Raw genomic sequence first — 11,788 nt, forward strand, 5'->3', positions numbered from 1 at the left:
TGCACGCAGCAGCCGCACGACTCACTCCGTTTTTCATAGCTGCCTGCGCTTGACCCGCGAGCGCTGCAGGCCCATTCGGCACCCCGCCTTAGAATCGGCGCCCATGCATATCCACATCCTGGGCATCTGCGGCACGTTCATGGGCGGCGTGGCCGCGCTGGCCCGCGAGGCAGGCCACAGCGTGACCGGCTGCGACGCTGGCGTCTACCCCCCCATGAGCGACCAGCTGCGCGCCCTGGGGATCGAGCTCATCGAAGGCTACGGCGCCGACCAGCTCGCGCTGCGGCCCGACGTGTTCGTGGTCGGCAACGTGGTGAGCCGCGCCCGGCTGCCGGACGGCACGCCGAAGTTCCCGCTGATGGAGGCCATCCTCGACGCGGGCGCGCCCTACACCAGCGGCCCGCAGTGGCTGGCCGAGCACGTGCTGCAAGGCCGCCACGTGCTGGCCGTGGCCGGCACGCACGGCAAGACCACCACCACATCGATGCTGGCCTGGGTGCTGGAGGCGGCAGGCCTGTCGCCAGGCTTCCTAGTGGGCGGCGTGCCGCTCGACTTCGGCATCTCCGCGCGCCTGGGCGCGCAGGCGGCGGGCCAGGAGCGGCCGCTGTTCGTAATCGAGGCGGACGAGTACGACACCGCCTTCTTCGACAAGCGCAGCAAGTTCGTGCACTACCGGCCGCGCACCGCCGTGCTGAACAACCTGGAGTTCGACCACGCGGACATCTTCGACGACCTGGCCGCCATCGAACGCCAGTTCCACCACCTGGTGCGCACCGTGCCGCCCTCGGGCCGCGTGGTGGCCAACGGACTGGAGGAAAGCCTGGCGCGCGTGCTGCACTTGGGACTCTGGAGCCAGGTGGCCGCCTTCGGCGCCACGGTGAGCGACTTCACCGCGCACGGCGAGCCACACGATTTCGAGGTGCTGCGGCGCGGCCGCGCCGTGGCGCACGTGCGCTGGTCCCTGTCGGGCGTGCACAACCAGCTCAACGCGCTGGCCGCCATCGCAGCGGCGGAACACGTGGGCGTGGCCCCCGCCCAGGCAGCCGAGGCGCTGGCGCGCTTCCAGAACGTCAAGCGCCGCATGGAGCTGCGCGGCACCGCTGCGGGCATCCGCGTGTACGACGACTTCGCCCACCACCCCACGGCGCTGCGCACCACGCTGGACGGGCTGCGCCGCAGCATCCAGGCGGACAGCCCTGGCAGCCGCATCCTGGCCGTGTTCGAGCCGCGCAGCAACACCATGAAGCTGGGCACGATGAAGGCCCAGTTGCCCTGGGCGCTGGAGGCGGCCGACCTGGCCTTCTGCCACACGGCGGGCCTGGACTGGGACGCTGCCGAGGCGCTGGCCCCGCTGGGCGCGCGGGCGCGCACGGCAGCGGACATTCCCACGCTGCTGGCGCAGATCACCGAGGCGGCCCGGCCCGGCGACCACATCATCTGCATGAGCAACGGCAGCTTCGGCGGCATCCACGCGCGGCTGCTCGACGCGCTCTCAAAAAAATAGCTGCCAGCGCTTGCTACACAAGCGCTGGCAGCCAATTCAGCTTGAATCTTCTGCTTTAGAAGCTGACCGCCATCGCCGGCACATCCACGCGCACGATCGGCTTGGACAACGCCGCGACGGTGGCGCGCGCGAACTGGGACGACCAGGCCGCGTCGGCCATCAGCGTGGCGCCTGCCGCATTCGCCACGGTCAACACCTTGTCGGCCAGCAGCACCTTGCCGCTGGCGCGCAGGGGCTCGCACTCCAGGCGGGTGAATTCGTCGTCCAGCCAGCGGCGCGCTTCCTCGTGCGAGAGGGGCGTGCCCTGCGGGTCCAGCTGGAATTCCTGCCCGGGCGCCAGGGTGACCAAAACTTCGCTGTGCATGGTTCGTTGCCTTCCGTGGTAATGAATCCCCGAGCTTACACGGCGCGGCGCGCCTGCACGGCGGCGGCCAGGTCGGCCAGGCAGGCGACGGAGTCGTCCCAGCCCAGGCAGGCGTCGGTGATGCTCTTGCCGTATTCGAGCTGCGCCGCATCGTCCTTGCCGGGCGTGAACTTCTGCGCGCCGGCGTGCAGGTGGCTCTCGATCATCACGCCGAAGACGCTGCGCGAGCCGCCCTCGATCTGGCCGGCGATGTCGCGTGCCACGTCGCGCTGGCGCTCGTGCTGCTTGCTGCTGTTGGCATGGCTGCAGTCCACCATCAGCGTGGCCGGCAGGCCGGCGGCCTGCAGGTCCTTGCAGGCGGCCTCCACGCTGGCCGCGTCGTAGTTGGGGGCCTTGCCGCCGCGCAGGATCACGTGGCAGTCCTTGTTGCCCGCCGTGTGCACGATGGCCACCTGGCCGTTCTTGTGCACGGACAGGAAGTGGTGGCCGCGGCTGGCGGACTGGATGGCGTCGGTGGCGATGCGGATATTGCCGTCCGTTCCGTTCTTGAAGCCGATGGGCGCCGAGATGCCCGAGGCCAGCTCGCGGTGCACCTGGCTCTCGGTGGTGCGCGCGCCGATGGCGCCCCAGGAGATCAGGTCGCCGATGTACTGCGGCGAGATCACGTCCAGGAACTCGCTGCCCGCCGGCACGCCCAGGCGGTTGATGTCAATGAGCAGCTGGCGCGCGATGCGCAGGCCCTCGTCGATGCGGTAGCTGCCGTCCAGGTAGGGGTCGTTGATGAGGCCCTTCCAGCCCACGGTGGTGCGGGGCTTCTCGAAATAGACGCGCATCACGACTTCCAGCGTGTCCTTGTACTGCTCGCGCACGGCCTGGAGCTTGCGCGCGTATTCCAGCGCGGCCGCCGGGTCGTGGATCGAGCAGGGGCCGAGGATGACCAGCAGGCGGTCGTCCTCGCCGGACATGATGCGCTGGATGTTGCGCCGCGTCTGCGCGATCAGCGATTCGATGCCCGAACCGCGGATGGGGAAGAAGCGGATCAGGTGTTCGGGCGGTGGAAGCACGGTGATGTCCTTGATGCGTTGGTCGTCGGTCTGGCTGGTCTTCTCGACGTTGCGGTACCAGGCATCGCTGGAAGCAGGGGCGGTCATGGGGTGTCCTCTCGGGGGTATGGAAGGGGGTCTAGGGGAAAGGCAAAAAAAAACCGCCGGGCTTTTCAGCTTCGGCGGTTTTCTTTGAGAAGGGGGCTCAGTCAGGGTGCGCGCATACCTCTCATCCGCCGGGGACAGAGAACCAAAAGTAAAAGTAAAACGCGCTACGGACTGGCATGCGCTTCAATGTAGCACGGTTTGCGGCGGCGCAACATACGGGCGGCGTTGCTATGACGCTACACGCGCCAGCCAGCCACGCAGGCGCGACAACAGCGGGCGCCTGCGCGCCGGACGCGGCGTGCGGCCCATGCCGGAGTCGCCGGGATGGGCGTCGCCCTGCTCGTACATGTCCAGCACCAGCAGCGCCTCGCCCAGCGTGCGCCAGGCCAGGCGCTCGAATTCGCCGAAGCGCTCGGCCTCCGACGGACTGCGCTGCTGCAGCGCCTCCTGCCAGCGCGCCAGCGCGTCCCGCAGCTCGCGCAGTGCGCGCTGGTAGGCGCCGAATTCGTGCAGCGCGTGCCACGCCGATCCCATGCCGGTGAGCTGGAGCTGGTGCTCGCGGGCGCAGCGCGCCAGCGCCTTGATGCTGCGCGCCACGGCCTGCGCGTCGGCGCTGGTCCGCCGCGCGCGCGTGGCGGCTTCGATGTGCTCCGACAGCGCGCCCAGGCTGCCGCGCAGTTCGCGCGTTTCCTCCTGGGCCACGCCTTCGCGCAGGAAGCGGCTCAGCCCGGCGAACGAGGCAGGCGTGTGGTGCAGCCGGCTGGAGGATGGTGCGGACATGGGGCTGCCCTGCGCCGAGTGTGCGGGCGGGGTGGGCCGCCGCGGTCAGGCGGTGCCGCCGACGGTCAGCCCGTCGATGCGCATGGTGGGCTGGCCCACGCCCACGGGCACGCTCTGGCCTTCCTTGCCGCAGGTGCCCACGCCGCTGTCCAGCCGCATGTCGTTGCCGATCATGCTGACCTTCTTGAGCGACTCGGGGCCGCTGCCCACGATGGTGGCGCCCTTGACCGGGTAGAGGATCTTGCCGTTCTCCACCCAATAGGCCTCGCTGGCCGAGAAGACGAACTTGCCGCTGGTGATGTCCACCTGCCCGCCGCCGAAGTTGGTGGCGTACAGGCCCTTCTTGATGGAAGCGACGATTTCCTGCGGATCCTTGTCGCCGCCCAGCATGTAGGTGTTGGTCATGCGCGGCATGGGGATGTGGGCGTAGCTCTCGCGGCGGCCGTTGCCCGTGGGCGTGACGCCCATCAGGCGCGCGTTCATCGCGTCCTGGATGTAGCCCTTGAGGATGCCGTCCTCGATGAGCACGTTGCGCTGGGTGGCGTGGCCCTCGTCGTCCACGTTGAGCGAGCCGCGGCGGTCGGCCAGCGTGCCGTCGTCCAGCACGGTCACGCCCTTGGCGGCCACGCGCTGGCCGATGCGGCCGCTGAATGCCGACGAGCCCTTGCGGTTGAAGTCGCCCTCCAGCCCGTGGCCCACGGCCTCGTGCAGCAGCACGCCGGGCCAGCCGGGGCCGAGCACCACGGTCATCTCGCCCGCGGGTGCGGGGCGCGACTCCAGATTGACCAGGGCCGCGTTCACGGCCTCGTCCACGTACTGACCGATCTGCTCGTCGGTGAAATAGGCCAAGCCGAAGCGCCCGCCGCCGCCCGCCGAGCCCACCTCGCGCCGGCCGTTCTGCTCGGCGATCACCGTGACCGACAGGCGCACCAGCGGGCGCACGTCGGCCGCCAGGGTGCCGTCGGCGCGGGCGACGAGCACCACGTCGTACTCGCTCGCCAGGCCCGCCATGACCTGCACCACGCGCGGGTCCTTGGCGCGGGCGCGCTGCTCGGCGCGCTCCAGCAGCTGCACCTTGGCCGTGCTGTCCATCGAGGCGATGGGGTCGATGTGCGGGTAGAGCGAACGGCTGCTTGCTATCTTCTTGGGAGCTACCCGCCCTTTACCAGCCTGCGCCGTGGCCGAAATAGACCGCACGGTGCGGGCAGCATCGAGCAGCGAGGCCTCGGAGATGTCGTCGGAATAGGCGAAGGCCGTCTTCTCGCCGCTCACGGCACGCACGCCCACGCCCTGGTCGATGCTGAAGGAGCCCGTCTTGACGATGCCCTCCTCCAGGCTCCAGCCCTCGCTGCGCGTGTACTGGAAGTACAGGTCGGCATCATCCACGCGGTGCGCGCGGATCTCCGCCAGCGCGCGGGAGAGGTGGGATTCATCCAGTCCGAAGGGCGTGAGCAGCAGCTCGCGGGCCAGGCCTAAGCGTTCGATGGTGGGTTCGCGGGAGATCATCCGGGGATTGTAGGCAGCGGGGCATGCCCCCGCTTGCGCGCGGCTACGCGTCCTCGGCCTGCTGCTGGGCGCGCGCCACCGACATCAGCACCCCCAGCGCCAGCCCCAGCGTGACCATGGCCGTGCCGCCGTAGCTCACGAAGGGCAGCGGCACGCCCACCACGGGCAGGATGCCGCTGACCATGCCCATGTTCACGAAGGCATAGGTGAAGAAGATCATGGCCACGGCCGACGCCATCAGCCGGCCGAACAGCGTGGGTGCCCCCGCGGCGATGGCCAGGGCGCGCCACACCAGCAGGATGAAGCAGGCGATCAGCGTGAGGTTGCCCGCCAAGCCGAACTCCTCGGAATAGGCGGCGAAGATGAAGTCGGTCGTGCGCTCGGGGATGAATTCCAGGTGCGTCTGCGTGCCGGCCATGAAGCCCTTGCCCCAGACGCCGCCCGAGCCGATGGCGATCATGCCCTGGATGATGTGGAAGCCCTTGCCCAGCGGGTCGCGCGTGGGGTCGAGCAGCGTGCACACGCGCTGGCGCTGGTATTCGTGCAGCACGCGCCAGTCCACGCCGTCGGCGCACAGCTGCGGCTCGAACCACACGATGAGCGCAATGCCCACCACGCCCACCAGCACCGGCGGCACCACCAGCCGCCACGGCAGGCCCGCGAAGAAGATCACCGACAGGCCCGCCGCCATCACCAGCAGCGAGGTGCCCAGGTCCGGCTGCTTCATGATCAGCCCCACGGGCACGGCGAGCAGCACGGCGGCCACCACGAAGTCCAGCGCGCGCAGCTGTCCCTCGCGCTTCTGGAACCACCAGGCCAGCATCAGCGGCGTGGCGATCTTGAGCAGCTCGCTCGGCTGGATGACCACGCCCACGTTGATCCAGCGCTGCGCACCCTTCTTGGTGATGCCGAACAGCGCCACCGCCACCAGCAGCGCCACGCCCAGCGTGTAGAGCGGCACGGCCAGCATCATCAGGCGCTGCGGCGGCACCTGCGCCACCACGAACAGGATGCCCGCCGCCAGCAGCATGTTGCGCCCGTGGTCCACGAACCGCGTGCCGTGGTCGTAGCCCGAGGAATACATGGCCGTGAGGCCGATGGAGGCCAGCACCAGCAGCAGCGCGATGAGCGGCCAGTCGAAGCCGCGGAAGAACGGCAGGATGCGCTGCGCCAGGGTGGGGGAGTCGAAGGTCGCGGTGGCCATGGTAATGTCGTGCGCCCGCGATTATCCTCGCCCCATGCCCGCCACCCACCTGCTCTACCTGCACGGCTTTCGCTCCTCGCCCCAGTCCGCCAAGGCCCGGCTGACGGCCGAGCGCGTGGCCGAACGCCACCCCGGCGCGACCTTCTGGTGCCCTCAGCTGCCCCCCTCGCCGCGCGAGGCCATGGCGCTGGTGGCGGACGGCATCGCGCCCTGGCCCCGTTCGCGCATGGCGGTGATCGGCTCCTCGCTCGGCGGCTTCTACGCGAGCTGGGTCGCGCAGCAGGCGCACTGCCCCAGCGTGCTGCTGAACCCCGCCGTCGATCCGGCGCGCGACCTCGCGCGCTACATCGGCGAGCAGACCGCCTGGCACAACCCCGAGGAGCGCTTCTTCTTCCGCCCGGAGTTCATCTCCGAGCTGCAGGCGCTCGACGTGCGCGGACTGCCGCCCTCGGGGCCGGAGCTGCTCATCGCCACCCAGGGCGACGAGGTGCTGGACTGGCGCGAGATGGTGGCGCGCTACCCCCAGGCCACCCAGCGCGTGCTGCCGGGCGGCGAGCATGCGCTGAACGACTATCCCCGGCACCTGGACGAGGTGCTGCGCTTTTGCAACCTGGTGTGAGTCAATCGCGCTGCGGCGCGCCCGTGGCCGGCGCACCGCTGCGCCAGCGCGCGTAGTCGCGCGGGTAGGCGCGGCGGTAGCGATCCTCGTGCAGCGCCGCCTCGTCCTCCCGCCCCAGCAGGCGGGCGCTGGCGATGAGCTTCTCGACCACGCGCGGCTCGGGCGAGTAGTGCAGCAGGCGCAGGGCCGTGGCGTGCATGGCCTGCGCGTTGGCGGCCGTGGCGGGCGTGGTGGTGAGCCAGGCGAACTCGGCCGGCGCGCGGAAGAAGGTGACGCGCCGCGCTGCCTCCTGCGCCGTGAGCCCGCGCAGCGCGGCGGGACGCTCGGCCACGGGGCGGTAGAGGGCGCTGACCTGCGCATAGTCACGCGCCAGCATCCAGGCCAGCACGGGCGCCGCCAGCAGCGCCGCGCCCACCGGCCACCGCAGCGCCTGCCACACCTTCGGCGGCAGCAGCACCGCCACGGCCAGCAGCGCCGCCAGCTGGAAGGGGCCGTACCACAGCGGGAACTCCAGCAGGCTGTGCACGCCCACCAGGGCCAGCACGCCCCAGGCCAGCCGGCGCAGGAGCTGCGTCTCGTGCCACGGGCGGGCGCGCCACACGGCCCACAGCGCGCCGCCGCACAGCAGCAGCGCCACGGGCAGGCCCAGCTCCACGGCCAGGTGCAGCGGCAGGTCGTGGGCGTTGTCCAGCAGCACGCAGAAGCGCTCGCCAGGGAAAGCGGTGATGTAGTGCGCGTAGTCCAGCTCGCCCCAGCCCCAGCCCGTCCAGGGCCGCTCGCCGATCAGGTGCAGCACGTTGGCCCAGAGCACGCGGCGGCTGGTGCAGCGGCTGGATTCGTCGGCCAGGCGCGAGAACAGGCCGTCCGCGCGCACGCCCGTCCACTGCGCCAGCAGTTCGGGCAGCCACCACGCGGCCAGCAGGTAGGCCGCCAGCCCCACGGCGGCCACGGCAGGCGCCAGCGCGCCCTGGCCGCGCCGCCACAGCAGCAGCAGGCCCAGCAGCACCAGCCATTCCAGCGCGCCGGTGCGCGAGGCCGTGGCCGCCGCGCAGGCGGCCAGCAGCACCACGGCCCAGGGCACGGCCACGGCCAGCGCCAGCGGCCAGCGGGACGCAGGGCGCTCCCCCGCCACGGCCTGCAGCCGCGCCACCAGCCACAGAAGCGCCCACAGGCCCAGCAGCATCAGGGTGGCCTGCTGGTTGCGCTGGCGCAGGTTGCCCAGCGCCTGGCCGGGCGCGGCGGGGTGGACCCAGGGCGCCCAGCCGGGATCGCCCACGAAGTACTGCAGCAGCCCGATGCACGCGCCCGCCACCGCACCCAGCAGCAGCCCCCAGGCCAGGCCCCACCCCAGGCGCGTGCCGGGGAGCCGGCCCGCCCAGGCCAGCGCGGCGATGCCCCAGGCGCAGGCGGCGCTGGCCATCAGCGGCCAGAAGCTGGTCTGCGGCGCCTGCGTGACGCCGAAGACGAAGGGCAGCCCCGCCGCCAGCGCCACGAGCGCGATGGCGCCGCCATGCGGCCAGGATGGCCGGGACGATGAGAGAGGGGAATTCAGGGGGGACATACGGCGCCGGAACATGGCCGGTGTGTGGCCGGGCATTGTGCATGGGCGTGCGTGGGAAAATGCCGTCCCTATGCATGCACTGTTTGAAGACGCCGGCAAGTTCCAGGCCGGCCGCATCCTTTCCGAGGCCGAAAGCTCGGCGCAGATCGAGCTGGACTCGGGCAAGCGCGTCAAGGTCAAGGCCGCCCACATCCTGTTGAAATTCGACAAGCCCGCGCCGGCCGAGCTGCTGGCCGGCGCGCGCGCGCTGGCCGCCACCATCGAGCTTCCGCTGGCCTGGGAATTCGCGCCCGAGGAAGAGTTCGGCTTCGCCGACCTGGCGCGCGATTATTTCTCCGCATCCGCGCCCGTCGCCGAGCAGGCCGCGATGCTGATCGCCCTCTTCGAGGCGCCGCACTACTTCCGCCGCGCGGGCAAGGGGCGCTTCAGGAAGGCGCCGGCCGACATCCTGCAGCAGGCGCTGGCGGCCATCGAGAAGAAGCAGCAGATCCAGGCGCAGATCGAGGCCTGGGCGCGCGAGCTGGCCGCCGGCACCTGCCCGCAGCCCGTGCGCGAGCAGCTCTACAAGATCCTCTTCAAGCCCGACAAGAACGCGCCCGAGTACAAGGCCGTGGTGGAGGCCAGCCGCGCCGCGCAGAAGGCCCCGCTGGCGCTGCTGCAGGCGGCCGGCGCGATCGATTCGCCCTACCAGTTCCACTGGAAGCGCTTCCTGTTCGACCATTTCCCCAAGGGCACGGGCTTTCCCGCCATCGCCGCGCCGCAGCCGCCCTCGGACCTGCCGCTGGCGCCGGTGGAGGCGTTCTCCATCGACGATTCCAGCACCACGGAGATCGACGACGCCCTGTCCGTGCAGGGCCTGGGCACGGGCACGGTGACGGTGGGCATCCACATCGCCGCGCCGGGCCTGGCCATCGTGCCCGGCTCGCCGCTGGACCAGCTCGGCCGCACGCGCCTGTCCACCGTCTACATGCCGGGCCACAAGATCACCATGCTGCCCGACGACGTGGTGCAGATCTACACGCTGGACGCGGGCCGGGCCAACCCGGCCGTGTCGCTCTACGCCACGGTGGACGAGGCCACGCTGGCCATCACCGCCACCGAGACGCGCCTGGAGCGCGTGCCGGTGGTGGTCAACTTCCGCCACGACCAGCTCGACCACATCGTCACCGAAGCCTGGCTGGCCGACCCCGCCGTTGAGCATGAAAACACGCCCCAGCCCTTGCTGGACAAGCGCAAGCAGCTCTCCTTTTTGCACCGCCTGGCGCGCCAGCTCAAGATCGGGCGCGAAGCGGTGCGCGGCAAGCCCGAGAACTTCAACCGGCCCGACTACACCTTCCGCCTGCAGGGCCACGAGGGCGAGCCCGACGGCAGCGAGACGGTGCAGATCGGCACGCGCAAGCGCGGCGCGCCGCTGGACCTGATCGTGGCCGAGGCCGCCATCGTCGCCAACAGCGCCTGGGGCCAGATGCTGGCCGAGCACGGCGTGCCCGGCATCTACCGCAGCCAGGCCAGTCTAGCGCCCGGCGTGAAGGTGCGCATGGGCACCAAGGCGCTGCCGCACGCGGGCATCGGCGTGAAGAGCTACGCCTGGGCCACCTCGCCGCTGCGCCGCTACGTGGACCTGGTGAACCAGTGGCAGATCATCGCCTGCGCGCGCCACGGCAAGACCGCCGCGCTGGCCGCGCCGTTCAAGCCCAAGGACGCGGAGCTGTTCTCCATCATCAGCGGCTTCGACGCGGCCTATGGCGCCTACAACGGCTACCAGGCCGGCATGGAGCGCTTCTGGACGCTCAAGTACCTGCAGCAGAACCAGATCGCCGAGCTGGAGGCCACCGTCATCAAGGAAGGCGTGAACGGCGGCTTCCTGGTGCGCGCCGACACCCTGCCGCTGGTGCTGCCCGTGCTGGGCGCGCAGCAATTGCCGCGCGGCGCGCGCGTGCGCGTGCGGCTGGGCGAGATCGACGAGATCGCGCTGGACGTGAGCGGCACCCTGGTGGCCCGCCTGGACGATCCGCAGGACCCGTCCGACGACGGCCCGGTGGACGAAGAGGACGGCGGCGAGGACGATGCCGTGGCCGGCCCCATCGCCATCGCCGTCGATATGAACGAGCCCGATAATCCGGCCCCGTGAACATGACCCCCACGCTCCGCCGCTACGCGGGTCGCTGCCCCTACGCCGGGCGCCCCCTGGGGGGGCCGCTTTTTCATCTAGGGGCGGCCCGTCGATGAAAAATTTCCTGCGCCGCTTCTCCACGCTGCAGATCGCCCTGGGCGTCTCCATCGCCGTGCACGCGGCGCTGCTCACCGTGCGCTTCGTCGACCCGGAAGGCTTCAACCGCGTCTTCCAGGACACGCCGCTGGAGGTGATCCTGGTCAATGCCCAGTCCAAGGAGCGCCCCGACAAGGCCCAGGCCATCGCCCAGGCGTCGCTCGCAGGCGGTGGCGCCGCCGAGCAGGGGCGCGCCACCAGCCCCCTGCCCTACTCCGCCCTCACCGCCATCGGCGACGACCTGGAGGACGCGCAGCGCAAGATGGACAGCATGCTCGAGCAGCAGAGCCAGTTGCTGGCCCAGGTGCGCCAGCAGATCGCCACGCTGCCCGTGCCCGACTTGCGCCAGCCCAGCCAGAGCGCCGAGCGGCAGGACCAGGACGAGAAGCGCCGCCAGCTCCAGAAGCTGCTGGCCGAGATCGAGAAGCGCATCAACGAGGAAAACGCCCGCCCGCGCAAGCGCTACGTCAGCCCCGCCACCATGGAGCGCGTGGACGCGGTCTACTACGACGCCCTGCGCCGCAAGATCGAGGACAAGGGCACGCAGAACTTCCCCGAGCAGGCGGGCAGGAAGCTCTACGGCGAGCTCATCATGATCGTCACCGTGAACCACGACGGCCGCGTGCTGGAAACCGAAGTCGTGCAGGGCTCGGGCAACCGCCTGCTGGACCGCCGCGCCGAGGCCATCGCCCGCGGGGCCGGCCCGTTCGGCCACTTCGGCCCCGCCATGCGCGCCCAGGCTGACCAGATCGCCGTGGTCTCGCGCTTCAAGTTCACCCGTGACCAGACCCTCGAAACCAGTGTCCGCTGACCCCACCGACCTCTACTGC

Annotated in this window: 10 protein-coding genes; 4 read left to right on the plus strand and 6 right to left on the minus strand. The window is 70.7% G+C overall.

Annotated features, from left to right (window positions below; genetic code table 11):
* Positions 1–103: 103 nt before the first annotated feature.
* Complete coding sequence (gene mpl / locus AVS7_RS17335; protein ID WP_020230872.1) at positions 104–1,504, plus strand: UDP-N-acetylmuramate:L-alanyl-gamma-D-glutamyl-meso-diaminopimelate ligase; 1,401 nt, start codon at positions 104–106, stop codon at positions 1,502–1,504.
* 55 nt (positions 1,505–1,559) lie between these two features.
* Here the strand turns inward: mpl and AVS7_RS17340 are convergent, their stop codons facing one another.
* The 5 genes from AVS7_RS17340 to rodA all read right to left on the minus strand — a co-directional run bounded on the left by AVS7_RS17340 (position 1,560) and on the right by rodA (position 6,509).
* The gene (locus AVS7_RS17340; RefSeq protein ID WP_020230873.1) at positions 1,560–1,868 is read right to left on the minus strand and encodes a hypothetical protein; all 309 of its coding nucleotides are present in this window, start codon (positions 1,866–1,868) and stop codon (positions 1,560–1,562) included.
* Between the two features lie 35 nt (positions 1,869–1,903).
* Positions 1,904–3,019, minus strand: a complete 1,116-nt coding sequence (locus tag AVS7_RS17345; RefSeq protein WP_020230874.1) for a 3-deoxy-7-phosphoheptulonate synthase — start codon at positions 3,017–3,019, stop codon at positions 1,904–1,906.
* Positions 3,020–3,247: 228 nt separating this feature from the next.
* Positions 3,248–3,799 (minus strand): hypothetical protein, encoded by a 552-nt coding sequence (locus tag AVS7_RS17350; RefSeq protein ID WP_020230875.1) that lies wholly within the window; start codon positions 3,797–3,799, stop codon positions 3,248–3,250.
* Between the two features lie 45 nt (positions 3,800–3,844).
* The gene (gene tldD / locus AVS7_RS17355; RefSeq protein ID WP_020230876.1) at positions 3,845–5,305 is read right to left on the minus strand and encodes a metalloprotease TldD; all 1,461 of its coding nucleotides are present in this window, start codon (positions 5,303–5,305) and stop codon (positions 3,845–3,847) included.
* Positions 5,306–5,348: 43 nt separating this feature from the next.
* Positions 5,349–6,509 carry a rod shape-determining protein RodA gene (rodA, locus tag AVS7_RS17360; protein WP_020230877.1) on the minus strand — a complete coding sequence of 387 codons (1,161 nt, stop codon included), beginning with the start codon at positions 6,507–6,509 and terminating at the stop codon, positions 5,349–5,351.
* Between the two features lie 34 nt (positions 6,510–6,543).
* Here rodA and AVS7_RS17365 point away from each other — a divergent pair, with 34 nt between their 5' ends.
* Positions 6,544–7,128, plus strand: a complete 585-nt coding sequence (locus AVS7_RS17365; RefSeq protein WP_020230878.1) for a YqiA/YcfP family alpha/beta fold hydrolase — start codon at positions 6,544–6,546, stop codon at positions 7,126–7,128.
* A 1-nt stretch (position 7,129) separates the two neighbouring features.
* Here AVS7_RS17365 and AVS7_RS17370 read toward each other — a convergent pair whose 3' ends face one another.
* On the minus strand, positions 7,130–8,689 hold the full coding sequence (locus tag AVS7_RS17370) for a PglL family O-oligosaccharyltransferase (RefSeq protein WP_082176590.1): 1,560 nt from the start codon (positions 8,687–8,689) through the stop codon (positions 7,130–7,132).
* A gap of 70 nt (positions 8,690–8,759) precedes the next feature.
* Here AVS7_RS17370 and AVS7_RS17375 point away from each other — a divergent pair, with 70 nt between their 5' ends.
* Together AVS7_RS17375 and AVS7_RS17380 are read left to right on the plus strand one after the other, a co-directional pair.
* Positions 8,760–10,820 carry a ribonuclease catalytic domain-containing protein gene (locus AVS7_RS17375; RefSeq protein ID WP_020230880.1) on the plus strand — a complete coding sequence of 687 codons (2,061 nt, stop codon included), beginning with the start codon at positions 8,760–8,762 and terminating at the stop codon, positions 10,818–10,820.
* A gap of 94 nt (positions 10,821–10,914) precedes the next feature.
* The gene (locus AVS7_RS17380) at positions 10,915–11,769 is read left to right on the plus strand and encodes an energy transducer TonB (RefSeq protein ID WP_020230881.1); all 855 of its coding nucleotides are present in this window, start codon (positions 10,915–10,917) and stop codon (positions 11,767–11,769) included.
* Positions 11,770–11,788 lie beyond the last annotated feature (19 nt).

The sequence above is a fragment of the Acidovorax sp. MR-S7 genome, from assembly GCF_000400995.2.
Classification (GTDB): domain Bacteria; phylum Pseudomonadota; class Gammaproteobacteria; order Burkholderiales; family Burkholderiaceae_C; genus MR-S7.